Origin of the sequence: Aquicoccus porphyridii, from assembly GCF_008369105.1 — a bacterium.
Lineage (GTDB): Bacteria > Pseudomonadota > Alphaproteobacteria > Rhodobacterales > Rhodobacteraceae > Aquicoccus > Aquicoccus porphyridii.
Window position 1 is genome coordinate 114570 of the sequence record NZ_VINQ01000002.1, and the last position, 25609, is coordinate 140178.

The window sequence follows — 25609 nt, forward strand, 5'->3', positions numbered from 1 at the left end:
GGAAAAATACTCAAACCGGCCTCGCCATAATCGCAACGCCGAACCTCAAAGCGCAAAGCCCCCCGGCGCACGGGGGAGGGCGGGCGGGCCGTGCGCCGGGGGGCGGCCCGCCGCATGTCGCGTCAACGGGTGTTCCCCCGCCCTGCGGCTCGCGTCACCCGACAGCCGGATGTCAGCCGGCCGGTGCGCAAGTCATCCCCGAAAAACGCTGCAATCCGATGCGAAGCCCGTTATGGAAACAGGTGACACGCGATCCCGTGGCAGGAGAGATGACGACATGGCCGACCGAATTCTGGATGCGAAAGGGCTCATCTGTCCGCTGCCCATTCTCAAGACGAGAAAGACCCTCAAGGCCATGAACACGGGCCAGGTTCTTGTGATCGAGGCCACCGATCCCGCCTCGGTCATTGATTTCGCCGCCTTCTGCAACCAGACCGGAAACGAGCTTCTCAGCCAGTCCTCCAACGGCGATGTCTACAGGTTCGAGATCCGGCGCGGCTGACGCGCGCCCCCCAAGAGACCGCCAATCCGGCCTGTTCCCCCATGCTCCGCAACCTGCGGCGCACGCGGTTGAGCATGTCCATCACTCAGCGTTTCGACCGGTTCGTGATGTCGAGCGCAACCAGCGCCGAATGAATGCCATCACGCATCCCGCCCGGTGGATAGGGGCCAAAGACATTCGGCCCGACCCGAAAAGACACGCCGATCCGCGCCCCCGGCGCCTCGCGGAACCGGACCCGGTAAAGGTCGGTCTGGCTTGACAGTGACCGGGCAATCGCATCGCGCAGCTCGACCCGGCTCATCCGCCCGGTCCAGTCTTGACCCCAATCCACATCCACCTCGACCATGGCCAGCCCGGACTCCACCCGCCCGCCGCTCGCAGAGGCGCCGCGCTCCGAACTGATCGCGAGCGGTTGAAGATGCGGATCATCCGAGAAATGACTGGCAATGCGAACACCGATGGCCGGTGCGGCCAGCAGGACGAGAATCACAACCGGTCGTATCCAGTCGGTGTCGCGCTCCATCTCCGCACCTGCCCCTTTGCCTTCACTGGGGCATTCTTGCAGATCAAGGCTTTCATATGATTAACCCCGCCCTGCGCCATCACGCTGCCCCGTCGCGAGGCGTCGATCATGCGCGCGCGGGCAGGAAATCGCGGTCGCGCGCGGACCAGAGCGCGCGACCCATCTCCTCGGCCTCGGCCAATGACCCCGCCTTGCCCATGGTGCGCAATGTCACCGCGATGGTGCCGGTGATCGTGGCCTCCGCATAGCGATCCGCAACCTCGCCCCGCCAGACCTGCAAAAGGCGCCCGGTGTCCATCCCCTCGTCGGGCGGCTGATGCCCTTCGGACAGGATCTGCGGCCAGTTCTCGATCACCGGCTCCGCATCGCCATGGGTCGTCCAGACCTGCGTGGGCTTGTTGGGCCGACGCTCGATCTCGCCGCCCTCGCCGCGAAACACCGCCATGTTGGTAATATCCAGAAGCCGCGCCGCGCCGGAATGAATGTCCATGAAACCCCGGTGGAAAATCCCCTGCATCACCGTCGGCGCATCGAACGGGTTGAGCATGCGCGAAAACGAATGCACCGGGCTGCGCAGCCCGAAAACCGGGCGCAGGTCGATGAGATGGCGCAGGGCCGGGCTCATCACCTCGAGCGGCACATAGGCAAACCGCCGCGCCCGAACCTGGTCCGCCGCCTCGGACAGCGTCCCCGCCGCCGGAAAGCCCAATCCTTCCAACACCCCGCGCGTATAGATCCGCCCCGCCGTATGCCCCTCGGTCCCGTGCATCAGCACCGAATGACCCGCATCGACCAGCGCCATCACCGACAGCACGAACCACGGCAGTTGAACCCGCTTGCCCGCATAAGAGGACCAGTCGATATCGACAAGCGGAATGTCATCGGGCACTTGAAACGTCCGCCGCGTGCCCATGGTGAACCCGGCGATCTCTTCGGGCGCCTCTTCCTTCAGCCGCAGCAGCATCAGGAACGCGCCGATCTGCTCGGGCAACGCCTCGCCGCGCAGGATCATCTCCATCGCCTCGACGCTTTCCTCAGCGTCAGATGCCGTTGCTTGGTCTTGCCGCGGCCCAGAATGGCCACGAATTTCGAAAACGGATGCGGCGTCGGCGCGTTCATCGCGGCCCCCTTGGATCAGTCATTGGTCACAGTCGCATCGGAACGGTCGGCGGGCAAGGTGCCAGGCGCCGACGCCCGCCGACCACCGCTTGCGCCTCTCCCCGGGTCAGGGCATCCTCGGGCGACACCGCCCTGCACACCGACGAGGCCGGGGCGCCGGGCCGAACGGCAACGCCTGACCCCGCCCGTCCCCGCCTCACCCAACCGAAAGCAAGCACCATGGACAATCTTCCCATCTTTCTCGGCATCAAGGGCAAGAAGGTCGTGGTCGATGGCGGCGACACCGTGGCCGCCCGCCGGGTCGAACGCGCGCGCTCTGCCGGGGCAAGGGTCTGGGTCTTCGATCCCCACCCCACGCAGGAACTCCAGATGCAGTTGGGCGATCCCGAGGTCACCCATCACGCCCGCCTGCCCACGCGCGAGGATGTTCGCGGCGCGTTCGTGGTCTGGGGTGCCTCCGAAGACGACGACCGCGACACCCGGCTCTACCAATGGACGCGCGAAGAGGGCTGCCTTGCCAATATCGCCGACCGGCCCGAGCTGTGCGATTTCATCACCCCCTCGATCGTCGACCGCTCGCCCATCGTGGTGGCGGTCTCGACCGGCGGCGTGGCCCCCGTGATCGGCCGCATCCTGCGCGCCCGCATCGAATCCACCCTGCCCGCCACGTTCGGGCGGCTGGCGCGATTCGTCGGCCAGTTCCGCGCGCGCATCGCCACGACCTTCCCGGGCGGGCGCGAACGGCGGCATTTCTGGGAGAACATGATCGAAGGCCCGGCAGGCGATCTTTTCCTCGCCGGCGACACCGCTCGCGCGACCGCAAGGATCGAACAGGATCTGGCCGACGCCGCCTCGGGCAAAAGCCAGTCCACCGGCGAGGTCTGGCTGGTCGGGGCCGGTCCCGGCGATCCCGACCTCTTGACCTTCCGCGCCCTGCGCCTGATGCAACGCGCCGACGTCGTGCTCTATGACCGGCTGATCGGCGAGGACATCCTCGCCCTCGTGCGCCGCGACGCGACACGCATCTATGTCGGCAAGGCGCCGTCGGATCACACCATGTCGCAGGAAGAGATTTCCGCGCGGATGGTGCGCCTCGCCCGCGAAGGCAACCGCGTGCTGCGCCTCAAGGGGGGCGATCCCTTCATCTTCGGGCGCGGCGGCGAAGAGATCGAGGTGCTGGCCAAGGCAGGCATCGGCTTTCAGGTCGTGCCCGGCATCACCGCCGCCGCCGGATGCGGCGCCTATGCGGGCATCCCGCTCACCCATCGCGACCACGCCCAATCCTGCGTCATGGTCACCGCCCATGGCCGCGACGGCGTGCTGGGGCTCGACTGGGAGGTGCTGGTGCGCCCGGGCCAGACCACGGCGATCTACATGGGGCTTTCTGCGCTCGACGCGCTGACCGGCGGCTTTGCCGCACATGGCATCGACATGAGCACCCCCGTCGCGGTGATCGAGAACGGCACCCGCCCCGATCAGCGCGTCGTCACCGGTACGCTGGCCGATATCGCCACCCGTGTCACCGCCGCCGGGATCACCGGCCCGTCGATGATCCTCGTGGGTTCGGTCGTGCGCCTGCGCGACACGCTCAACTGGGGCGTGGACGACGCGGTCCATGAAATGAGCCTCGCCTCGTCCAAGAGGTTCGATCTCTGAGAGCCCCCGGCGGACTGAACGCGATCAGCCGCCGAACACGTCGCGAAGCCTGTCGATCACCGTCTGCTGGTCGTCCGCGCCCAGTGTCGCATACATGGGAATGGTGATCATCCGCCGGTAATAATCCTCGGCATTCGGACAATGACCGGGCCTGAAGCCGAGATCCTGATACCACGGCTGAAGATAAACCGGGATATAAAGCACGTTCACCCCGATCCCCATTTCACGCAGCCGGGCGAAGGCCGTGGCGCGATCCACCGGGGCCGCGTCGGTCACCAGCACCGGGTAGAGATGCAGCCCCGAATGCTGGTACTCGGCCTGGTAGGGAAGCTTCAGCGGCAAATCGGCCAATTCCCGGTCATAGACCGCGCGCCGGGCGTGGCGGGCGTCGATATAGCTGTCCAGCCGGGTCAGCTGGCTGCGGCCCAACGCGGCCTGCATGTCGGTGATGCGGTAATTATAGCCCAGCATCGTCTGCTGATAATACCACGGCCCGTCACCTTCACCCCGCATCCGCGCGGGATCACGGGTGATCCCGTGGGTGCGCAGCATGGCCATCTTCGCCGCCAGTTCGTCATCGTTGGTCATCGCCATCCCGCCCTCGGCGGTGGTGATGATCTTGACCGGATGGAAGGAGAAGATGGTGATATCGGAATGGGCGCAATTTCCCACCGGCGCACCGCCATAGCTGCCGCCGACCGCGTGGCTGGCATCCTCGACCACCGCAAACCCGTACCTGTCCCTGAGTGCCCCCAGCCGCGCCATGTCACAGGACTGGCCCGCGAAATGGACCGGGGTGACCACCTTGGGCAGACGTCCGGCCTTCTCGGCCGCCTCGAGCTTGGCCTCTAGGCTATCGAGGCACATGTTGTAGGTATCGGGGTCGATGTCGACGAAATCCACCTCGGCCCCGCAATAAAGCGCGGCATTCGACGTAGCGACAAACGTGTTGGGCGAGGTCCAGAGCAGGTCCCCCTGCCCCAGTCCCAGCGCCATGTAAGCCACATGCAGCGCCGATGTCGCCGAATTCATCGCAACCCCGTGCCGCACCCCGCAATACCCCGCCAGGGCCTCCTCGAAGCCCGCGATCGCGGGGCCCTGCGTGATGAAGTCGCTTGTAAGGACGTCACGGACCGCGGCGAGATCGGCCTCGGTGATATCCTGACGGCCATAGGGGATCATGACATCGCCATCCTGTTGAACTCGACGATCTCGTCAACCGTGAGGAAGTGTTCGTTGGCCCCCGAGTTATACTCGAACCCCTGTGACACCGGCGTGCCCTCTTCGTTCAGCGCGTTCCTGCCATAGCTGTTCTTGCGGTCAAAGAACGTGATCGTCGGCTGAAGCACGTAGTGATCTTCGAACTCCAGCGTCAGGTGGCTGTCGTCGCCCGGGCACATGATCTCGTGCAGTTTCTCGCCGGGACGGATGCCGACAACGTGCTGGTCCAGCTCAGGCGCGATCGCCCTGGCCAGGTCAGGGACACGCACCGAGGGGATTTTCGGCACGAAAATTTCACCGCCATGCATGCGTTCGAAATTCTTGAGCACAAAATCCACGCCTTGCTGAAGCGAAATCCAGAACCGGGTCATGTTCAAATCGGTGATCGGCAGCGACTTGGCGCCCTGCGCCTTGAGGTTCTCGAAGAACGGCACGACCGATCCGCGCGACCCCACCACGTTGCCATATCGCGCAACCGAAAAGCGCGTATGCCGTGACCCCACCATGTTGTTTGCGGCAACGAAAAGCTTGTCCGAAGCCAGCTTGGTCGCACCGTAAAGATTGATCGGGTTCGCCGCCTTGTCAGTGGACAGCGCGATGACCTTTTCCACGTTGTTGGCAATGGAGGCCTGGATAACGTTCTCGGCGCCATGAATGTTGGTCTTGATGCATTCCATGGGGTTGTACTCGGCGGCCGGCACCTGTTTGAGCGCCGCGGCGTGGATGACGTAATCCACCCCTTCCATCGCCGAGACCAACCGGTCACGATCACGCACATCGCCAATGAAATAACGCATCTGGGGCGCGTTGAAGGTCTGCGCCATCTCGAATTGTTTCAGCTCGTCACGCGAATAGACGACGATTTTCTTGACCGAATAGCGATCCAGCAGGGTTTGAACATATTTCTTGCCGAAGCTGCCCGTACCACCAGTGATAAATACTGTTTTGTTGTCAAACATTTAGCAGTTCTCCTAATGATTTTTTTTGCCACTCCGTAGCCCACTTTCCCGAACGTGACAAGCTGCAGAATAAGGGCCTCATAGCCCTCCCGTTGTTCGAAGTCAAAACCCTTGCGCAGGCTCGCCCGGATCGGCGGATTTTCGACGTCTCTACCGTGATCCCTCCGGCCAAACCCGCACCCGGCCCCACTCAGGTCAACGAAAGCGCCCCCCCATCGGGACCGCGGCCTGTTTCGGGTCTTGTGAAAGGTTTCGGGGCGGGCCAGAACCGCCGTGGCATGGATCATGCGCGGAAATCGCCCATCGAATGCCCATCGGGCGCAAAGACGTGTTGAGGCGCAACGTTTCGCATGTCACGACAGGGTGCAGATCGAGGAGACAGCGCATGGCATACTGGGGTAAACGGTGACGGGTCTTCGGATGGGTCGTCTTGACGGTGCCGCTCCGCAACGCGGTCGGCAGGGCGCGGCCCACCGGGTGCACGTCGAACGAGTCATGACCATGGCCACCGCCGTTCTCGCCCGCGCTTTCAACCTCCGGCATCTGCGGCGGGGCACCCGATGACCGACACCCCCAAACCGACCGATCGCGACCTCGCAGACTGCGATGCGGGCGCCGCCTCGGCACTGCTGTCCTGGCAGGACGCACAGGCCATCGGCCTCGGCCTTGCACATCCCGTGAGCGGCATGGATCACGTCCCCCTCGCCACGGCCACCGGCCGGGTCACGGCGGATGCGACGCGCTCGCCGGTCCCCCTGCCCCCGTTCGACAATTCGGCGATGGATGGTTTCGCCCTGCGCACCGCCGACCTGATCGGCCCGCCGCCCTGGTCGCTGCCGGTCGCCGGTCGCGTTGCGGCGGGCGAGGCCGGGACGCCCCTGCCCCCCGGCACCTGCCTGCGCATCCTGACCGGCGCGGCGGTGCCCGAAGGTGCCGACTGTATCGTGATGCAGGAACATGTGACACGGCTGGACGGCACGATCCTGCTGGAAACCCGCCCCGCGCCCGGTCTCAACATCCGTCGCCAGGCCGAGGATCTGCCCAAGGGCGGCGTCGTGCTCCCCAAGGGCCGGGTGATCGGCCCGCGAGAAGCCGCCGTTCTGGCGGCAAGTGGCTGGGCCCGGGTTCCGGTGCATCGCCGCGTGCGGGTTGCGCTGTTCTGCTCCGGGTCGGAACTGCGCGACCCCGGCGATCCGCTCGCGCCGGGCCAGATCTGGAATTCCAACCGCTACCTGCTCGCCGCCGCCCTCGCCAGCCCATGGATCGACCTGCACGACATGGGCGCCGTGCCCGACAACCCCGCAAAGCTCGCCGCAACGCTGGTCGCGGCGGCCCGAGACGCCGACATGGTCATTTCGACCGGCGGCATGGCCGACGGGGACGAGGATCACATGCCCCGCCTCCTGCGCGACGCGGGCGGCCAGGTCGACGCCCTGCGCGTGGCAATCAAGCCCGGCAAGCCGGTGGGCCTCGGCCGGTTGGGCGATGCCCTCTATGTCGGCCTGCCGGGCAACCCGGTTGCGGCCTTCGTGACATGGACCTGCCTTGGTGCGCCCATCCTGCGCGCGCTGGCCGGATTTGCCGAACCGGGCCTCACCTTCGATCGCGTCCGCCTGTCCGATGGCCTCGATCGCCGCCCCGGCCGGTCCGAGTTTCGCCCCGCGCAATTGCTGGGCCCGGGCGCCGACGGGCTTGACCGGGTCCGCCTCATGACCGCGTCGTTTTCCGCGCGAATCGCGCTTCTGGCACAGGCCGACGGTCTTGCCCTGATCCCCGCCGAGGCCACGACACTCCCCGAGGGTGCTCTGATCGACTTCCTGCCCTTCTGACAAAAGGGCGCGGGTGCAGGCGGTTCGGGACACCCCCGATCCATGAGCGGCAGTCATCAATGCCCCGGGAACACGCGCCGCGGCCATGGCATTGATGGTTCACGTCCGCCGCGAAACGTCATACCCTTCCCCGACCCGATCTCGAAACGCAAAGGCCCCATGATGATACAGGCGCTCATCTTCGACGTGTTCGGCACCTGCGTCGACTGGCGCAACTCGGTCGCCCGCGCGGTCGCGCGGCAATTGCCCGGCGTCGATGCCACCGCCTTTGCCGAAGCATGGCGCGCCGAATATGACCCCGCCATGGCCCGTATCCGCGACGGCGGGCGGGGCTATGTGCCGCTCGACGATCTGCACCTTGAAAACCTGCACCGCACCGCGCAGAACTTCGGGGTGGAGGCCCCCGACAGCCTCAACACCGCGTGGGAAAGGCTCGACCCCTGGCCGGATGTGACGGACGGACTCAACGCCATGCGCCAAACCCGCATCATCGCCCCCTGCTCGAACGGCTCGATCGCCCTCATGACCCGGCTGGCGCGGTACGCGCAACTGCCGTGGGATTGCATCCTCGGGGCCGAGATCGCGCGGGATTACAAGCCCAAGCCGGCGGTCTATCTCGCCTCCTGCGCCGCGCTGCGCCTGCCCGCCCACGCGGTGATGATGGTCGCGGCGCATAACGGCGATCTGCATGCCGCCCGCGCCGCAGGGCTCAAGACGGCCTTTGTCCCCCGCCCCGCCGAACACGGACCCGGCCAGACCACCGACCTTGCCCCCGATGCCGAATGGGACATCGTGGCCGACGATTTCAACGACCTCGCGGCGCGGCTGTCCTGATCGTCCCCGCTCAGCCCGCCGTCACGTCATGGCCGTAAAGCCAGTCGAACTGGCGCAGCATCATGTCCGGGCGCACCTTCCCCGACAGCCGCAGCACGTTATGCGCCACGAACCGCAGGGGCGGGAATTTCATGTGATATTTCCATGCGTTATCCGTCGCGGTGTTGACCACCCGCTGGACCCGCGCAAAGCGGCGCTGCCGATACGCGGCGAGCCCTTCGCCAAGGGTTCCCGCCCGCGCCAGCGCATCGGCCAGAACCCATGCATCCTCGATCGCCATCACCGCGCCCTGCGCCATGAACGGCAGCGTCGGATGCGCCGCATCGCCCAGAAGCGCCACGCCCTCGCCATGCCAATTCTGCGCAACCTCGTGACGGAACAGCCCCCACAGGTGACAGGTCTCGACCCGCGCCAGCATCTCCTGCACCGGCGCCCCGAAATCGGCGAAAGCCGCGCGCAGGTTGGCTGGCTCGTCGCGCTGGCTCCAGCTTTCGGCGATCCAGCCGCGGCGCTCCTCGACCGCCACCACGTTGATCAGCGATTCGCCACGCAACGGATAGCTCACCACATGCCGCCCCGGCCCCATATGCACGCGGCTGACCGGCCCCAGCCCAAGGTCGTTCGGAATCACCGCCCGCCACGCGACATGCCCGGTAAAGAACGGCGCCTCGGTCCCGTTGAGAACCGCCCGCAGCCGCGAATGCACCCCGTCCGCCCCGATCACCAGGTCGGCGCGCCGCTCGCCCCCACCGGCCAGCGTCACGACCGGCTCGGGCCCGTCCGCAACATCCGCAACCTCTGCGCCCAGCTCGATCTCGACCCCCGCCGCGCGCGCGCCCGCCTCCAGCACCCCGATCAGATCGGCCCGGTGGACCTGGTAATAGGCCCCGCCCTGTCGCGTCAGGTCAAGCCGCGTGACCTCTCGCCCGTGATGATCGCAAAGCTGCACCGCGCGGCCCCGCACCGCCCCCGCAGCGATCAGCGCCTCCTCCAGCCCCAGCGCGCGCAACACCACCGCGCCGTTGGGGCTGATCTGAAGACCCGCGCCGACCTCCGCGATGGCCCCGGCCTGTTCCAGAACCCTGACCCGCGCCCCGCGCAACGCCAATGCCCGCGCCAGCGTCAGCCCGCCAATGCCGCCCCCCACCACGAGGGCGCGCAAACCGTCGAGTCGTGGCTCGTTCCTCTCGCTCATGGAGTCACCGTCCTACGAAAAACGCCGGAGCGAAAGCCCCGGCGCCGGTCGTTCTTCTCTATCCGCACGCGCTCAATCGTCGCGATGCACCTTCTCGCGCCGCTCGTGGCGTTCCTGCGCCTCAAGGCTCATCGTGGCGATGGGCCGCGCATCCAGCCGCTTGATGCTGATCGGCTCCCCGGTCACTTCGCAATAGCCGTATTCGCCCTCTTCGATTCGGCGCAGCGCCGCGTCGATCTTGGCCACGAGCTTGCGTTGACGATCCCGCGTGCGCAACTCCAGCGCCCGGTCGGTCTCCTCGCTGGCGCGGTCGGCGACGTCGGGAATGTTGCGGGTGCCAGACTGAAGCCCCTCGATCGTGTCGCGGCTGTCTCCGAGAAGGTCCAGCCGCCAGGCCAGCAGCTTCCTGCGGAAATATTCAAGCTGTCGGTCGTTCATGAATGGCTCGTCCTCAGCGGGACGATAATCGTCGGGCAGAAAGACTTCCACTTTCATCTCCGCTCCCTCAATTGTGCCAAGATCGGACATTGGTTTCCCTCTTGCGCCTGCCTCTTACCGCCCCATCAACGGATTGTCACTACCCCAAAACCGGTTTCCTCGGCTTTGTCGATTTTTGCTGATGTTAGAAAGGACTGGCGGCACATTGCGGTCATATTGCGTCTCCTTTAGGGTGCCGCCGAAACCCAAGTCAGAACGGATGACGCGCCGATGAAATTCGAAGGAACCCAGTCCTATGTCGCCACCGACGACCTCAAGGTCGCGGTCAATGCCGCGGTGACGCTCGAACGCCCGCTCCTGGTCAAGGGCGAACCCGGCACCGGCAAGACCGAGCTTGCCCGCCAGGTCGCGCAGGCACTGGGCCTGCGGATGATCGAATGGAACATCAAGTCGACCACCAAGGCGCAGCAGGGGCTTTACGAATACGATGCCGTCAGCCGCCTGCGCGACAGCCAGTTGGGCGACGAGCGCGTGCATGACGTGCGCAACTACATCAAGCGCGGCAAGCTCTGGGAGGCGTTCGATTCGGACGACAAGGTCGTCCTCCTGATCGACGAGATCGACAAGGCCGATATCGAGTTCCCGAACGATTTGTTGCAGGAACTCGACCGGATGGAATTTTTCGTCTACGAAACCGGCGAAACCATCCGCGCCCGGCAACGCCCGATCGTCATCATCACCTCGAACAACGAAAAGGAACTGCCCGACGCCTTCCTGCGCCGCTGTTTCTTCCACTACATCCGCTTTCCCGATCACGACACGATGCGCGCCATCGTCGAGGTGCATCACCCCGGCCTCAAGGAACAGCTCCTGACCACCGCGCTCACGCAATTCTACGAGCTGCGCGACACCCCCGGGCTCAAGAAGAAACCGTCGACCTCGGAAGTGCTCGACTGGCTCAAGCTCCTCCTGGCCGAGGATCTCGATGCCGAGGATCTCAGGCGCGACGGCAAGAACGCCCTGCCCAAGCTGCATGGCGCACTCCTGAAGAACGAACAGGACGTGCATCTTTTCGAACGGCTGGCCTTCATGGCCCGCTCGCAACGGTAAGGGCGCCAGATAACCGGGCGCCTGCCCCGATCATTGCGCCCGCCCGCGCCGGCGCAATGAGTATTTTTCCCAAGAAAGAGACAGGAAGGCGGCTCAGGACCGGCAGCGGCCATCGGGCTCCGGGGCCTGGAATCAGCCTTTCAATCCACCCGCGCCGCCGCCGCGATCGGGCCGAACCCGTGCTTGCCGAACCGCTGCACGATCACCGCCGCCTCGAACCCCTGTTCGAGCGGCGCGCGCATGTCCAGCCCGGCCTTGCCGTCCCATTGGCCCAACCGGTGCCAATTCCGCGCCACGTTGGCATAGACATAGCTGTGCCCGGCATTCTCGCCCTTCTTGATCATCACCTCTTCGCGCGGTGAATATTCCACGAGCTGCACCAGCATCGGCGCAGGCACCCGCGCCGTGCCCCGAATGACGACCTCGCCGCCACTGCGGCTCACGTGCAGCGTCACGTCCTGCGCCTGCACACCATGCTGCGCAATGAGGTCGGTCACGTCCATCGGGTGATTGCCCACCACGTGGTCCTGCCCCTGGATCACCATCTGCGGCGTATAGACCGACCGCCGCCCCGCAACCCTGGCATAGGATTTCTGCCGTTTCGAGAATTTCGCCTGGCCGAACACGTCCTTCCAGCCGATGTAATCCCAGTAATCCACGTGCAGGCTCAGCGCCAGAACATCCTCGCGCTTGGCCAGCTCATGCAGGAACGCATCCGCGGGCGGGCAGCTCGAACACCCCTGGCTGGTGAACAGTTCGACCACGACCAGCCGCTTGTCCTCGGCCATCGCCGCCCCGGCCACTGCAACCCATATCAGTGTGATCCATCCCCAAAATCGCATCATGTCCTCGTGATTCCCTCACCTTGTTCAGGTCTCCCGGTCATAGGCATAGCCCGGTGAAATGACCAATCAAGGTTTTGCGAGAGTATGGTGACCTTGCGCCCCCGATCCCGCGCCGCAGGCGCATGTGTCATGATTGCAAATCTGTGTGCAATAGTATACAATCTGCGCAATGCCCCCCTTGAAACCCTTTCGTTCATGGGCCACAAGCAGCCCCGACCAAGGTTAAACCGTTTTCCCCAGGGAGAGACAGCAATGCCCATCACCGTCGGACAGGACACCGCCAAGACCCGCAAGACACTCACGCTCGGCGATCAATCGGTCGCCTATTACTCGATCGCGGCCGCCGAGGCGGCTGGTTTGGGCGATTTCTCGCGCCTGCCCGCCGCGCTCAAGGTGGTGCTCGAAAACATGCTGCGTTTCGAGGACGGCAAGACCGTCACCCTCGACGACATCAAGGCATTCTCCGAATGGGCCGAAAACGGCGGCCGCGCCAACCGCGAACTGGCCTATCGCCCGGCCCGCGTGCTGATGCAGGACTTCACCGGCGTGCCTGCCGTGGTCGACCTCGCCGCGATGCGCGACGGCATCAAGGCCCTCGGGGGCGATGCGCAAAAGATCAACCCCTTGAACCCGGTCGACCTGGTGATCGACCATTCGGTGATGATCGACGAATTCGGCAACCCCCGCGCCTTCCAGATGAACGTCGACCGAGAATACGAACGCAACATGGAGCGTTACACCTTCCTCAAATGGGGTCAGAAGGCGTTCAACAATTTCCGCGTCGTGCCGCCGGGAACCGGCATCTGCCACCAGGTCAACCTCGAATACCTCGCGCAAACCGTCTGGACCGACGAGGACCAGTCGGGCGAGCTTGTCGCCTATCCCGACACGCTCGTCGGCACCGACAGCCACACCACCATGATCAACGGCGTCGCCGTGCTCGGCTGGGGCGTCGGCGGGATCGAGGCCGAGGCCGCGATGCTGGGCCAACCCATTTCGATGCTCATCCCCGAAGTCGTGGGCTTCAAGCTCACCGGCGAAATGATCGAAGGCACCACCGGCACCGACCTCGTGCTCAAGGTCGTGGAAATGCTGCGCGCCAAGGGCGTGGTCGGCAAGTTCGTCGAGTTCTACGGCTCCGGCCTCGACACCCTGCCGCTCGCCGACCGCGCCACCATCGCCAACATGGCCCCCGAATACGGCGCCACCTGCGGCTTCTTCCCGATCGACGACGAAACCCTGCGCTACCTGCGCCAGACCGGCCGCGACGAGGACCGCATCGCCCTGGTCGAGGCTTATGCCAAGGAAAACGGCTTCTGGCGCACGCCCGATTACGACCCGGTCTATACCGACACGCTGGAACTCGACATGGGCACCATCGTGCCCGCCATCTCGGGGCCGAAACGCCCGCAGGATTACACCACGCTCGACAAGGCCGCAGCGGCATTCTACGACGTGGTCAGCGAATTCCGCGGTATCGACACCACCGACGAGGCCCGCGACATGGCCTCCGAGGGGGACGCGATCACCGCCAACAACAACGACCTGCGCAAATCCGTGAAGGTCGAGGGCGAAGAGTACGAGCTGCGCGACGGCTCGGTCGTGATCGCCTCGATCACATCCTGCACCAACACCTCGAATCCCTACGTGATGATCGGCGCCGGGCTGGTGGCGCGCAAGGCGCGCGCGCTCGGCCTCGACAGCAAGCCGTGGGTCAAGACCTCCCTCGCGCCCGGCTCGCAGGTCGTGTCGCATTACCTCGAGGCCGCGGGACTGCAAGAGGATCTCGATGCCATCGGCTTCAACCTCGTGGGCTATGGCTGCACCACCTGCATCGGCAACTCGGGCCCGCTTCAGAAAGAGATTTCCGAAGCCATCGCCAAGGGCGATCTGGTGGCCACCTCGGTGCTGTCGGGCAACCGCAACTTCGAGGGCCGGATTTCCCCGGACGTGCGCGCCAACTACCTCGCCTCGCCGCCGCTCGTCGTGGCCTATGCGCTGGCCGGTGACATGAATATCGACCTTGTCAACGAACCGCTGGGCCAGACCCCCGACGGCAAGGACGTCTATCTCAAGGATCTCTGGCCCACCCAGAAGGAAATCGCCGAGCTGGTCGAGAAAACCGTCACCCGCGAGGCGTTCCAGTCGAAATATGCCGATGTCTTCGAGGGCGACGAGAAATGGCGCACGGTCGAAACCACCGGCGACGAGACCTATGACTGGCCGCCGCAATCGACCTATATCCAGAACCCGCCCTATTTCCAGGGCATGGGCGCGGAACCGGGTACCATCTCGAATATCGAGAACGCGGGCATCCTCGCGGTGCTCGGCGACATGGTCACCACCGACCACATCAGCCCCGCAGGCAGCTTCAAACCCGACACGCCGGCCGGCAAATACCTCACCGAGCGGCAGGTGCCGGTGTCCGAGTTCAACTCCTACGGCTCGCGGCGCGGCAACCACGAGGTGATGATGCGCGGCACCTTCGCCAATATCCGCATCAAGAACGAGATGCTGAGCGGTGTCGAGGGCGGCTATACCAAGGGCCCGGACGGCGAGCAGACCTCGATCTTCGACGCCGCGATGGCCTGGAGCGAACAGGGCAAGCCGCTCGTCATCTTCGGTGGCGAGCAATATGGCGCGGGCTCCTCGCGTGACTGGGCCGCCAAGGGCACGGCGCTTCTGGGCGTCAAGGCGGTGATCGCCGAAAGCTTCGAGCGCATCCACCGCTCCAACCTCGTCGGCATGGGCGTGATCCCGTTCGAGTTCACCGGCGGCGACACCCGCAAGACACTCGGCCTCACCGGCGACGAGAGCATTTCGATCAAGGGGCTCGACACGATCACGCCCCAGGCCGAAGTGCCCTGCGAGATCACCTATCCCGATGGCAAGGTGAAAGAGATCACGCTCAAGTGCCGGATCGATACCGCGATCGAGATCGAATATATCGAACATGGCGGCGTGCTGCATTACGTGCTGCGCAACCTCGCCAAGTCGGCGTAACAAGGGCCATTCGAAACACCTGCACCCCCCGGCCTCTGCGGCCGGGGGGTGCTTGTTTCCTTTTGAGTATTTCTGGCAAGATGAAGCCCCGGGCGGGCGCCGCATTAACCGGTGTCGCGCCGATTTTCGCTGCAACGCGGCGGTGCACGCCCTGCAGCCGGGCAGCAGCCGGGGATCACCCCCCGGTTTTTCGCCGAAAACCCGCGTTAACCCGGCGGGACGGCGCGTTAAGGGGTTGTTTGCAATCCGCGCGCTTTGCCTTATGAGATGCGCATGAGCGACACCCCCAGATCCCATGGCCGCAAATCCATCTCGGCGAGCCTGAAACCGCGCGACCTGATGGCCGAAAACCGCCTGGCCCATGCCTGGGCGGCGCAGGTCATCACCTTGTTTCCCAACGCTTTTCCCGGTGTTCTGGGCGAAAGCCTCACCGGGCGCGCGCTGAAGGATGGGCTGTGGCAGCTCGAGGCAATCGACCTGCGCCCTTTCGGCGTGGGCAAGCATCGCAATGTCGATGACACCCCTGCCGGTGGCGGCGCCGGGATGGTGCTGCGCGCCGATGTGCTCTCGGCGGCCATCGAACATGCTCGAAAGCAGGCCCGCAACCCCTTGAAACTCATCTATCTTTCGCCGCGCGGCCGGCCCTTCGACCAGGCCATGGCGCGCAGCTTTGCCACCCTGCCGGGCCTGACCCTTCTGTGCGGCCGCTTCGAAGGCGTCGATCAGCGCGTGCTCGATCATTACGCCATCGAAGAGGTCAGCCTCGGGGATTACGTGCTCACCGGCGGCGAACTGGCCGCACAGGCCGTGATCGACGCCACCGTGCGCCTCCTGCCCGGTGTTCTGGGCAATGCGGCCAGCACCGAAGAAGAAAGCTTTTCCAACGGGTTACTGGAACATCCTCAATTCACCCGCCCGGCCGAATGGCAGGGCCGCGCCATTCCCGACGTGCTGATGTCGGGCAACCATGGCGAGATCGCGAAATGGCGCCGCGCGCAATCCGAAGCGCTGACGCAGCTGCGCCGCCCCGATCTCTGGGCCGCGCGGGACAAGGACAAGGGCTGAGCCCGCAGCTTTAACCCTTGCGAAAAAGGCCCGCGCGCACTATACGGGCGCTCATCCGGGAATCGGCCCTGCCCTTTTCCCGGGTTTTCGTTTTCGCCCCCCATGGCGCCCGGGTGCTTCTCCGGCCCTGCCCGCGGCGAAGACGAGCCAGACAAGAAATGTTGACCTGACCTGCGGCGGGCGCATCCCGCGAACCCGATCGAAGACCGCAGCTCTGAGGCGCACACCACCTTTGCGGAAAAAACCGCAAGCATCTGAAGGAGTTAGGTCAATGGACCTGATCGCACAAATCGAGGCCGAGCAAATCGCCTCGCTCGGGAAACAGATTCCCGATTTCAAGGCTGGCGACACGATTCGCGTCGGCTACAAGGTGACCGAAGGCACCCGCACCCGGGTGCAGAACTACGAAGGCGTCTGCATCAGCCGCAAGAATGGCGGCGGGATTGCCGGATCGTTCACCGTCCGCAAGATTTCCTTTGGCGAAGGCGTGGAACGGGTGTTCCCGCTCTATTCGACCAATATCGACACGATCGAAGTGATCCGCCGCGGTCGCGTCCGCCGCGCCAAGCTCTACTACCTGCGCGCCCGTCGCGGCAAATCGGCCCGGATCGCCGAAGACAGCACCTACAAGCCCAAGACCAAAGCGTAAGGGGAAGCGGCATGAAAAAAGATATCCACCCCGATTACCACTTCATCGACGTCAAGATGACCGATGGCACCGTGGTCAAGATGCGCTCGACCTGGGGCGCCGAGGGCGACGTGCTCTCGCTCGACGTGGACCCGTCGGTTCACCCGGCCTGGACCGGTGGCGGCACCCGCCTGATGGACGCGGGCGGCCGCGTGTCGAAGTTCAAGAAGAAATACGAAGGTCTTGGTTTCTAAGACTTTTTTCCGAAACGAAGATCAACCGCCGCCGGCCTCCCGGCGGCGGTTTTCTTTTGCGCCCCCCTTTGACAAGCCGCCCGGCTTGATCCCCTATGGCGGTCATATCCTCGCCATCAAAGGGAGTTGACCATGTCCACCGTTTCGCTGCTTTCCGACGACGATCTTGCCCCCGAGGCCCGCGCCGTGTTCGACGATATCCGCGCCACGCGGCAGGTCGAGCATGTCAACAATTTCTGGCGCGCGCTCGCCCATGATCCCGCACAACTGGCCGCGATCTGGAACCGGCTCAAGGGCGTGATGGGCCCCGGCGCGCTCGATCCCCTGACCAAGGAAATGATCTATATCGCTGTATCGGCGGCCAATTCCTGTGCCTATTGCGCCCATTCCCACACCGCCAGCGCCCGCGCCAAGGGCATGTCGGACGAGATGTATGCCGAGCTTCTGGCCGTGATCGGCATGGCCAGCCAGACCAACGCGCTCGCCAACGCGATGCAGGTTCCTGTGGATGAGGCGTTCAAGGCAACCTGACGCCTTGCGCAAAACGCATGGCGGGACTTCGCAAACAGCACTAACACGCTTTCGCAAAATTGCCTATTTGGTGTGCAGACATGTAATTGCGCCAGATGGAGCCCCGCCATGACCTTCCTTTTCAACTTTGCCAAACGCGCCCGCCGCGCGCATTACTCCGACCTCGCCCTTGGCAACATGACCGACGCACAACTGCGCCGCGCCGGGCTGAGCAAGGCGGAAATCCTGCACCGCACCTTCTCGGGCTTTTACTACGCCTGACCCAAGGACACGCTGCGCACCATGCGGCGCAGGGCGGCCACATCGGGGAAAAGACCGTGCGCAGGCGGCTTGCCACGCGGGGCGACAAGGGCCCATAAGGGGCCACGCCAGCCAAGGACAAGCGCCCCATGACACGCCCCGAGAATACCCGCATCCACATCCTGAACGGCCCCAATCTCAACCTGTTGGGCAAGCGTGAACCCGAAATCTACGGCGCGCGCACGCTGGCCGATATCGAGGCTGACAGCATCGCGCTTGGCCGCGATCTGGGGCTGGACGTGGCGCTCTTTCAGTCGAACCACGAGGGCGGGATCGTCGATCAGATCCACGATGCGCGCGAGGTCGCGGCGGGCATCATCATCAACCCCGCCGCCTATACGCATACATCCATCGCCATCCTTGATGCGCTCAACATGTTCGACGGCCCGGTGATCGAGGTCCATATAAGCCAGGTTCACAAGCGCGAAACCTTCCGCCATCACTCCTATGTCAGCCTGCGGGCCGATGCGGTCATCGCGGGCTGCGGCACGCATGGCTACACGCTCGCGCTGCATCATATGGCGCAGTTGCTCAACGACGCGTAACCCGATGCCGGTCTTTCGCCGTTACGCCGTCTATTTCACGCCCGAACCCGGCCCGCTCGCCGATTTCGGCGCATCCTGGTTGGGCTGGGATGCCGTGACCGGAACACCCCGCGCGCATCCCGACCTGACCGGCCTCCCCCTGCCCGTGTCCGAGCTCACCGCGCAGCCCCGCAAATATGGGCTGCATGCCACGCTCAAACCGCCCTTCCGCCTCGCCGGGCCGAACGATCCCGACACGCTCAAGGCCGATCTGGCACAACTCGCCAGCACCCTTGCCCCGGCCAGCGCCGACGGGCTCGAGGTCTCACGCATCGGCCGTTTCCTCGCCCTCACCCCGCGCGGCGACCCGGCCGGGATTGCCCATATCGCGGGCGAAACCGTGCGGCGCCTCGACCACCACCGCGCACCGCCGACAACCGAAGAGCTGGCCCGCCGCCAAAAGGCACGCCTTTCCGCGCAGCAGCGCGAATACCTCGAAACATGGGGCTACCCTTATGTTTTCGACGCCTTCCGCTTTCACATCACCCTGACCGGCCCGCTGCCCGACGACATGCTGGACCCCGTCAAAGGTATTCTGGAAACCGCGTTCGCCCCGCACCTGCCCGCCCCGTTCCACCTGCGCGAGATTTGTCTTTTCGGCGAAGACGAAACGGGCCGCTTTCATCTCGTCTCGCGTCACGATCTGACCGGATAAGCCTTAGAAAAGGCGCAGGAAAAGCGACCTGGGCAAGAACCGCCCCGCCCGGAACAACCACGAGAAAAGCCACGGGAACGAGGTCGCGAACCGCCCGGTTTTCATCGCGTGCACCACGCGGCGCGCGGCCTCCTCCGGCTCCATGATGAACGGCATGGCAAAGTCGTTCTTGTCGGTCAACCGGGTGCGGATGAAGCCCGGGTTGATCTGCTGCACCCGCACGCCACTGCCGCGCAGGTCGGCCTGCATGTTCTCGGCCAGATGCATCAGCGCGGCCTTGCTCGCCCCGTATCCGATCGCACCGGGCAGGCCCGTGAACCCGCCGAGCGACCCGATCAGAACCATGTGCCCGTGCCCGCGCGCCGCCATCGCGGGCGCCACATGCCCCAGCACCCGCACCGCGCCCATGAAATTCACCTCGCACATCGCCTCGACCGCCTCGGGCTCCCACTCCGCCACGCCAAGCGGTTCGTAGAACCCCGCGCAATAGATCACCCCGTCCACCTCGCCCGCCGCGTCCACCGCATCGCGCACCAAGGCCGGATCGGTCACATCCATCGGCAGAACCCGCACCGGTCCGCCGATCTCACCGGCCAGGCTCTCAAGCCGCTCGGCCGACCGCGCCGACAGGATCAGCCGCGCCCCGGCGTCATCCATCTCATGCGCCAGCGCCCGTCCCAGCCCCTCGCTGGCGCCGATGATCCAGTACGTGCGCCCGGCAATCATCTCAGCCCCCCGCGGGTCGCATCGTGGCCACCAGTTCGGCCACCTTGACCCCGAACTTGCGCATCTGCGCGCGGTTGAGGATCGTGCCGTTCTCCATCAGGTAAAGCCAGTCGGTGACGTCAAGCACATGCCCGCCCCCCTCCTCGGGAAGGCGGATGCGGTATCGCATGGAGAGCGTCGCACCGCTCACCTCGCCGGTGGCTTGCCCGATGATATCATTGGCCTCGGCGGTGAACGTCCCGTTTTCCCCCAGCGTCAACCGCCATTCGCGGCTTTGCCGCCCTCCTCCGGCATAGCGGAATTCCTCGGCCAAGGTGCCCGTTCCACCCTCCCACGTGCCCGTCATCTCGGCCACGAACCGCGACACGACCCGCCCGCGCGGACCATAGATCATCCCTTCCGAGATCAACTTGCCGGACAGGTGCTCACGAATGTCGAACGCGGGGCCGGTGGCCCGGTAATGGTCGGGGCGTTGCGACTTGAACCCGAAACCGGGCCGCCACAAGGCAACGCATAACAACACGATCACGAGGATCAGGGTCAGTTTCATCTCATTTCCACTTCCTGCGACAGCCGCGCAACCATCCAGATCGCAACGAGCTTGATAAGACAGGGGATCACCGCGTAAGCGAGCGTGAGCGTCAGAAGGCCCCGCGCATCATTCGCACCACCGGGGCGAAACCCGCTCCAGTCGAGCAGCGGCAAAAGCGCCACCGCCGCCACCGCAAGCGCCAGCTTCCCGGCCAATGACCACAGGCCGAACGCCTGCCCCGCGACCTGTCCCGCCCGCCCCATCAGCGCCGCGAACAAGGCCGGAAGGATCACCATATCCGCCCCGAGCGCCGCGCCCGATCCGACACAGATCAGCGCAAACCCCATCGCCGCCCCCTCGGGCAAGAGCGCCGCCCCCCCGAACGACAGGATCGCCAGCGACATCGAAAAGAGAAGCACCCGCCGCGTGCCCACCCGCCGTGCCGCCACGGTCCAGAGCGGCACGGAAAGCCCGGAGGCCACGAAAAACAGGATCAGGAACGGCCCGGCCAGACCGCCCAGCATCAGCCGATCCTCGACGAAGAACAGGAACAGGGTCGAGGTCATCGCCACCGGCAGGCTGTTGACAAAGGCCAGCAGCAATAACCGCCCGCCCCCCGCCGACCACAGCGCCCCGTAATCCAGCCGGCCCTGCGTCGTGCCCCCCGGTCGCCACAACCCGCGCGTCACCCCCCAGACCAGCACCGCCGCCACGGCCAACCCGAGACCGAAAAACGCATATCCGCCCCGCCCGTCGAACGGCGCCAGAAGCACCGGCGCAATCGCGGCCAGCACGATCCCGGCAAGCGTGCCCGCTTCGCGCCAACCCGCCAGCCCGATCAGCCCCTCGCGCGATCCCGCGAGCGCAAGGCTTTGACCATAGAACAGGATCGAGCCAAGGCTGAACCCGGTGAACACGACGACCAGCGACAGCACCAGCCAGGGAACCGGCGCGACCGGCGGCGACAAGGTGAACAGCATCACGAACCCAAGCGCCATGGTCGCGAGGGCCAGCGCGGCAAACCCGGCCCGCGAACGCGGAAAACGGTCGATCAGGCGGCCCAGAAACGGGTCTTGCACGAAATCCACCACCCGCAGCCCGATCAGGATGCCCCCCACCGTCGACAGGTCGAGCCCCATCTGCGCCGTCGCATAGCGCGGCAGATGGATATAAAGCGGCAACCCCGCCGCCGCGAGCAGCATCGCGAAAAGGCTCACCTGCCAATAGCCCATCACTGTCCCCTGAGACGGCGTGACAACCCGACAGATCGCGCATTGTCCGAAAGCCAGATGCCCAGGAACCGCTTGCGCAGGTTCCCATGACGCACCTCGCAGAGACGCGCACCGTTGAACCAGAAATCCACCCTGTCATCGGCCCGCGCCACCGCCAGAACCCGATCCCCCGGATCGACATCGCGAAAGCAACGCCCGAGTTTCCCAAGCAGAACCGGGTGATCCCGCCGCCGCCCCTCGATCCGCTCCAGCTCGCTTTGCGTGGCCGCAACAAGGCGTTCGCGGCTGATCTCGCGCCGATAGGCCAGTTCAAGTGCCATCGGCACCTGCCATGAAAACCGCGCCCCGCGCTCGGTATAAAGCGCCGCGTCGTAAAGCGGCAGACCGAACCAGCGCACCGTCACGCGCCCGAGGTTTCGCGCCTCGGCAATCCCGGCGGCAACAATATCGGCCCGCGCCTGCGCCGATCCCGGCACCAGCAAAAGCAGGGCGACGAGAAGGGCGGCCAGCTCACGCATGCTCCAGTTCCACCTGCACCACGTCGGTCTGGGCCAGCGCGAAACTCGACGCGCAGATTTCAAGGTAATACTGCCAGTTGCGCAGGAACGCCCGGTCATAGCCCAGCGCCTCGATCCGCGGGCTGGCCGCGACCAGCCGCTCGGCCCATGTCCGGCAGGTGCGCGCGTAATCCTCGCCAAAGGCGACACTGTCACGCACGACCAGCCCCGCACGGCGCGCCTGCTGCGAAATCACTCTGTCCGAGAGCAACATGCCCCCGGGAAAGGTATAATGGCGGATGTAATCGGTGCCCTTGCGGTATCTCGGGAAATATTCATCCGGCACGGTGATCGCCTGCACCACCGCGCGCCCGCCCTCGGCCAGCCGCGCCTTCAGCGTCGAGAAATAGCTCGGCCAATAGCGCTCGCCCACCGCCTCGATCATCTCGATCGACACGATATTGTCGAACGTGCCCTCGGTCTTGCGGTAATCGCGCAGCTCGATCCGCGCCCGCCCGTCAAGCCGCGCATCGGCAAAGCCCTTCTGGCTGGGCGATATGGTGATACCGGTCACATCGCGGCCCTGACCCGCCGCGCGTTCGGCAAACCCGCCCCAGCCACAACCGATCTCGAGAATCCGCTCACCGTCGCTCATCCGGCTGAGGGCGCGGTCATACTTGCGGGTCTGCGCCCGTTCCAGATCGTTGTCGCCCGGCGCGAACATCGCCGAAGAATAGGTCATCCCCTCGTCGAGCCAAAGCTGGTAGAACTCGTTTCCGACATCGTAATGCGCCCGGATGTTGCGCGGCGCGCCGCGTTGTGAATTCGCGCGCAGGATGCGATCCACCGCCCGGAATTTCAGCCCGCTCCAGAACCCCGGATAGGCAAACCGCGACAACTCTTCGAGGTTGAGCGTCGCCACGCTCGCCAGCGTCTCGATCGACGGCGTATCCCAAAGCCCCGCAACATAGGCCTCGCCCAGCCCGATATCGCCGCGCACCGCCATTGCCGTGACCACGCTCCAGTCATGCAGCTCCATCACCGCCTGCGGCGCACCGCTGCCGAAATCATGGCGCTCGCCCTCCGGCGTGACGAGATGCAGGCTCCCCCTGCGGATGCGGCTGCAACTTTCGAGAAATTCATGCCTCACACGTTTGGTGACAAACAGCATCAGCTTACCTCCTGTCGCGGTGGTGCGGGCGGGCTGCGATAGCGCGCGCCCTTGAGTTTCAGGCGCAACGCCTGCCAATGGATAAGTGTGATCGTGCGCAGCGCCCCGAACGGGCGGCGCAGCGCGGCCCAGAGGATCGACCGATCGGTCAACGGCCGCCGCGCCCCCTGCAGCGTCGCCACGACCCCCTGACGCCCGTTTTCATGCTCGATGCGGATGGCGATCCGATCCGCCTGGATGTCGAAATGAAACCGATACGCCCCCTCGACGTCCTGAAAGGGCGAGACGTGAAAGATCTTGCGGGACGTCAGTTCCGTCTCCCGCGTGATCGGCGCAAACCCCGCGCGATGGCACAGGTAACTGTGGCGGTCGCCGAACGTGTTGTTGACCTCGGCGATCACAGCGCGCAGCGTGCCACCCCGCATCGCCAGCCAGAAACTCACCGGGTTGAACACGTAGCCCAGGAATCCCGGCTGGGTCAGGAGCAGGATCTGCATGCCCTCTAGCTCCAGCCCGGCCCGCGCCAGAATCTCCCGCGCCCAGACCACGCCGCGCCCCCGGCCCCGCGCGCCGCCATGATGGCGATCCATCACCGAAAAGAGGTTGAACCGGTTGCGCGAAAACAACCGCGGCCCACCCTTCGCCTCGGGGTCGATCAGAACGTAATCCACCCCGTAACGGAAGGCGTTGCTGATATCGCCGCGCCGCGCATGGCCGGTCGTGCCCGCGATATGCTCGGCTTGCGGCCTCATGCCTCCACCCGTTCGATTGCGTTCGTCACCCGCACGGCACTCGCGAACCCGTCCTCGTGAAACCCGTGCCGCAGGTATGCGCCCGCGAACCATGTGCGATTCTGCCCCTGGATCGCGGCCAGCCGGTCTTGCGCGTGCAACGCCGCCTGGTCGAACACCGGATGGCGGAACGTGACCGCATCGTAAATCCGATCCTCCCGCACCGGCCGGACCGGGTTGAGCGAAACGAAAAGAGGGTCATTCTCGGGGATGTTCTGCAAGCGGTTCATCCAGTATGTCACGCCGATCGCGGGGCGCGTGTCGTGGTCCTCGGCCTTGTAGACCCACGAGGACCAGCAGGCCTTGCGCTTGGGCATCTGCGTTTCGTCACAATGCAGGATAGCATGATTGTCCTGATAGGTCAGGTCCGACAGCGCCGCCTGCTCCTCGACCGTCGGGCGCGCCAACAGGCGCAGCGCGTCGTCCGAGTGGCAGGCAAGGATCACCTGGTCGAAACTTTCCGCCCCGAAGCGCGCGCTGCGGATGACGACGCCCTGCCCGTCGCGCTCCACCGCCTGAACCGGCGCACCCGTGCGCAGATCGCATCCAAGGCTCGACAGCCGCGTTTCCAGCCGCCTCACATATTCCCGGCTGCCGCCCTTGACGGTCCACCACTGGTGCTGGCCCGTCACGTTCATCAGCGCATGGTTCCTGAAGAACCGCACCAGCGTCGCGGCGGGAAAGCTGCCGATCTGCTCCATCGGCGTCGACCAGATGGCCCCGCAGATCGGCATCAGGTAATAGCGCCGGAACCAGTCGCCCAACCGCAGCTCGCGCATCAGTTCCTCAATCGTCAGCCCGTCATTCACCGCCCCCTCGGCGCGCGCATTGAACCGCATGATATCGCGCACCATGGCCAGGAACCCGGGGCGGCGCGCGTTGGATTTCTGCGCGAACAGCGCACCAAGACTGCCCAGCCCGTATTCCACCCGCCCGTCGTCGATCGTCGCGCCAAAGCTCATGTTGCTCTTCTCGACCGGCACGTCGAGATCGCGAAACATGGCCGTCAGATACGGGTAATTGACGAAATTGAACACGATGAACCCGGTATCGACCGGCTGATCCCCGTTGCGCCCGGCCACCACCGTGCGCGCATGCCCGCCCAGGCTGGGGGCCGCCTCGTAAAGCGTGACATCATGTTGCGGGGTCAACCGATAGGCGGCTGCAAGACCCGAAATGCCACCACCCACGATGGCGATGCGCAGGCGGTGTTGCGGCGGGGCGTCGAATGACATTGGCGTTCCTTCATGTCCGTTCGCTATTCTACGCCCGGCCCCGGCAAACGGATCAAACCGCGATGCAGGAAAAACGATTCTGAAAAATGATCCGCCCCCAAGGACACCTCGTAACCGATCCATGATAATGCTGGATGATCATAGAACGCTTGCCGTCATTGCCCCCTGCGATAG

Annotated in this window: 27 protein-coding genes; 13 read left to right on the forward strand and 14 right to left on the reverse strand. The window is 65.1% G+C overall.

All coding sequences use genetic code 11. The features are described from left to right. Nucleotides 1-277 precede the first annotated feature (277 nt). Nucleotides 278-502 carry a sulfurtransferase TusA family protein gene (locus tag FLO80_RS03640; protein ID WP_111363783.1) on the forward strand — a complete coding sequence of 75 codons (225 nt, stop codon included), beginning with the start codon at nucleotides 278-280 and terminating at the stop codon, nucleotides 500-502. Nucleotides 503-587: 85 nt separating this feature from the next. Here FLO80_RS03640 and FLO80_RS03645 read toward each other — a convergent pair whose 3' ends face one another. Both FLO80_RS03645 and FLO80_RS03650 read right to left on the reverse strand, forming a co-directional pair. After that, entirely contained in the window at nucleotides 588-1025 is a 438-nt protein-coding gene (locus tag FLO80_RS03645) for a hypothetical protein (RefSeq protein ID WP_111363780.1), read from the reverse strand. Nucleotides 1026-1131: 106 nt separating this feature from the next. Beyond that, a complete protein-coding gene (locus FLO80_RS03650) occupies nucleotides 1132-2163 on the reverse strand; it encodes a glycosyl transferase family protein (RefSeq protein WP_342781709.1) in 1032 nt (343 codons plus the stop codon). Between the two features lie 200 nt (nucleotides 2164-2363). Between FLO80_RS03650 and cysG the strand changes: the two genes are divergently transcribed. Next, nucleotides 2364-3800, forward strand: coding sequence for a siroheme synthase CysG (gene cysG, locus FLO80_RS03655; RefSeq protein WP_111363778.1), 1437 nt, complete (start codon nucleotides 2364-2366; stop codon nucleotides 3798-3800). A gap of 24 nt (nucleotides 3801-3824) precedes the next feature. On the opposite strand, the gene pseC is transcribed toward cysG, so the two are convergent. After that, on the reverse strand, nucleotides 3825-4982 hold the full coding sequence (gene pseC / locus FLO80_RS03660; RefSeq protein WP_111363777.1) for a UDP-4-amino-4,6-dideoxy-N-acetyl-beta-L-altrosamine transaminase: 1158 nt from the start codon (nucleotides 4980-4982) through the stop codon (nucleotides 3825-3827). Continuing rightward, the gene (pseB, locus tag FLO80_RS03665) at nucleotides 4979-5980 is read right to left on the reverse strand and encodes a UDP-N-acetylglucosamine 4,6-dehydratase (inverting) (protein ID WP_111363776.1); all 1002 of its coding nucleotides are present in this window, start codon (nucleotides 5978-5980) and stop codon (nucleotides 4979-4981) included. Before pseB ends, pseC begins: the two co-directional genes overlap by 4 nt. Before the next feature lie 560 nt (nucleotides 5981-6540). On the opposite strand from pseB, the gene FLO80_RS03670 reads away from it, so the two are divergent. Both FLO80_RS03670 and FLO80_RS03675 read left to right on the forward strand, forming a co-directional pair. Beyond that, nucleotides 6541-7809, forward strand: coding sequence for a molybdopterin molybdotransferase MoeA (locus tag FLO80_RS03670; RefSeq protein ID WP_111363775.1), 1269 nt, complete (start codon nucleotides 6541-6543; stop codon nucleotides 7807-7809). Nucleotides 7810-7971: 162 nt separating this feature from the next. Beyond that, nucleotides 7972-8643: a haloacid dehalogenase type II gene (locus tag FLO80_RS03675; protein WP_246156548.1), complete on the forward strand. Its 672-nt coding sequence runs from the start codon at nucleotides 7972-7974 to the stop codon at nucleotides 8641-8643. Nucleotides 8644-8653: 10 nt separating this feature from the next. Here FLO80_RS03675 and FLO80_RS03680 read toward each other — a convergent pair whose 3' ends face one another. Further along, nucleotides 8654-9838, reverse strand: a complete 1185-nt coding sequence (locus tag FLO80_RS03680; RefSeq protein ID WP_111363773.1) for an FAD-dependent monooxygenase — start codon at nucleotides 9836-9838, stop codon at nucleotides 8654-8656. Between the two features lie 72 nt (nucleotides 9839-9910). Further along, a complete protein-coding gene (gene dksA, locus FLO80_RS03685; RefSeq protein WP_111364113.1) occupies nucleotides 9911-10333 on the reverse strand; it encodes an RNA polymerase-binding protein DksA in 423 nt (140 codons plus the stop codon). Nucleotides 10334-10546: 213 nt separating this feature from the next. On the opposite strand from dksA, the gene FLO80_RS03690 reads away from it, so the two are divergent. After that, a complete protein-coding gene (locus FLO80_RS03690; RefSeq protein WP_111363772.1) occupies nucleotides 10547-11386 on the forward strand; it encodes an AAA family ATPase in 840 nt (279 codons plus the stop codon). Between the two features lie 140 nt (nucleotides 11387-11526). Here the strand turns inward: FLO80_RS03690 and FLO80_RS03695 are convergent, their stop codons facing one another. Beyond that, entirely contained in the window at nucleotides 11527-12231 is a 705-nt protein-coding gene (locus FLO80_RS03695) for a DUF1223 domain-containing protein (protein ID WP_342781703.1), read from the reverse strand. Between the two features lie 252 nt (nucleotides 12232-12483). Between FLO80_RS03695 and acnA the strand changes: the two genes are divergently transcribed. From acnA to FLO80_RS03730, 8 genes are all read left to right on the forward strand, one after another. Then, a complete protein-coding gene (gene acnA / locus FLO80_RS03700) occupies nucleotides 12484-15234 on the forward strand; it encodes an aconitate hydratase AcnA (RefSeq protein ID WP_111363771.1) in 2751 nt (916 codons plus the stop codon). 273 nt (nucleotides 15235-15507) lie between these two features. Next, the gene (gene trmD / locus FLO80_RS03705) at nucleotides 15508-16299 is read left to right on the forward strand and encodes a tRNA (guanosine(37)-N1)-methyltransferase TrmD (protein ID WP_111363770.1); all 792 of its coding nucleotides are present in this window, start codon (nucleotides 15508-15510) and stop codon (nucleotides 16297-16299) included. Nucleotides 16300-16570: 271 nt separating this feature from the next. Continuing rightward, nucleotides 16571-16948 carry a 50S ribosomal protein L19 gene (gene rplS / locus FLO80_RS03710; protein WP_111363769.1) on the forward strand — a complete coding sequence of 126 codons (378 nt, stop codon included), beginning with the start codon at nucleotides 16571-16573 and terminating at the stop codon, nucleotides 16946-16948. An 11-nt stretch (nucleotides 16949-16959) separates the two neighbouring features. After that, on the forward strand, nucleotides 16960-17181 hold the full coding sequence (gene rpmE, locus FLO80_RS03715) for a 50S ribosomal protein L31 (RefSeq protein ID WP_111363768.1): 222 nt from the start codon (nucleotides 16960-16962) through the stop codon (nucleotides 17179-17181). Nucleotides 17182-17313: 132 nt separating this feature from the next. Then, nucleotides 17314-17712 (forward strand): carboxymuconolactone decarboxylase family protein, encoded by a 399-nt coding sequence (locus tag FLO80_RS03720; protein ID WP_111363767.1) that lies wholly within the window; start codon nucleotides 17314-17316, stop codon nucleotides 17710-17712. A 108-nt stretch (nucleotides 17713-17820) separates the two neighbouring features. Next, nucleotides 17821-17973, forward strand: coding sequence for a hypothetical protein (locus FLO80_RS22830; RefSeq protein WP_188078207.1), 153 nt, complete (start codon nucleotides 17821-17823; stop codon nucleotides 17971-17973). A 128-nt stretch (nucleotides 17974-18101) separates the two neighbouring features. Next, a complete protein-coding gene (aroQ, locus tag FLO80_RS03725) occupies nucleotides 18102-18557 on the forward strand; it encodes a type II 3-dehydroquinate dehydratase (protein WP_111363766.1) in 456 nt (151 codons plus the stop codon). Between the two features lie 4 nt (nucleotides 18558-18561). After that, a complete protein-coding gene (locus FLO80_RS03730) occupies nucleotides 18562-19251 on the forward strand; it encodes a DUF1045 domain-containing protein (protein ID WP_111363765.1) in 690 nt (229 codons plus the stop codon). Between the two features lie 3 nt (nucleotides 19252-19254). Here FLO80_RS03730 and FLO80_RS03735 read toward each other — a convergent pair whose 3' ends face one another. Genes FLO80_RS03735 through FLO80_RS03765 form a run of 7 tightly spaced genes read right to left on the reverse strand, consistent with a single transcriptional unit; the run spans nucleotide 19255 to nucleotide 25435 of the window. After that, nucleotides 19255-19977, reverse strand: coding sequence for an SDR family NAD(P)-dependent oxidoreductase (locus tag FLO80_RS03735; protein ID WP_111363764.1), 723 nt, complete (start codon nucleotides 19975-19977; stop codon nucleotides 19255-19257). Nucleotide 19978: 1 nt separating this feature from the next. Continuing rightward, complete coding sequence (locus FLO80_RS03740) at nucleotides 19979-20527, reverse strand: DUF3833 domain-containing protein (RefSeq protein WP_111363761.1); 549 nt, start codon at nucleotides 20525-20527, stop codon at nucleotides 19979-19981. Then, nucleotides 20524-21741, reverse strand: a complete 1218-nt coding sequence (locus tag FLO80_RS03745; protein ID WP_111363758.1) for an MFS transporter — start codon at nucleotides 21739-21741, stop codon at nucleotides 20524-20526. The genes FLO80_RS03740 and FLO80_RS03745 overlap by 4 nt, the downstream gene beginning before the upstream one ends. Next, nucleotides 21741-22259, reverse strand: coding sequence for a chalcone isomerase family protein (locus FLO80_RS03750; RefSeq protein WP_188078208.1), 519 nt, complete (start codon nucleotides 22257-22259; stop codon nucleotides 21741-21743). Before FLO80_RS03750 ends, FLO80_RS03745 begins: the two co-directional genes overlap by 1 nt. Continuing rightward, nucleotides 22252-23409 (reverse strand): SAM-dependent methyltransferase, encoded by a 1158-nt coding sequence (locus tag FLO80_RS03755; RefSeq protein WP_111363753.1) that lies wholly within the window; start codon nucleotides 23407-23409, stop codon nucleotides 22252-22254. The genes FLO80_RS03750 and FLO80_RS03755 overlap by 8 nt, the downstream gene beginning before the upstream one ends. Next, nucleotides 23409-24161, reverse strand: a complete 753-nt coding sequence (locus FLO80_RS03760) for a DUF1365 domain-containing protein (RefSeq protein ID WP_111363751.1) — start codon at nucleotides 24159-24161, stop codon at nucleotides 23409-23411. Before FLO80_RS03760 ends, FLO80_RS03755 begins: the two co-directional genes overlap by 1 nt. Next, nucleotides 24158-25435, reverse strand: a complete 1278-nt coding sequence (locus FLO80_RS03765; protein ID WP_111363748.1) for an NAD(P)/FAD-dependent oxidoreductase — start codon at nucleotides 25433-25435, stop codon at nucleotides 24158-24160. The genes FLO80_RS03760 and FLO80_RS03765 overlap by 4 nt, the downstream gene beginning before the upstream one ends. Between the last annotated feature and the right edge of the window lie 174 nt (nucleotides 25436-25609).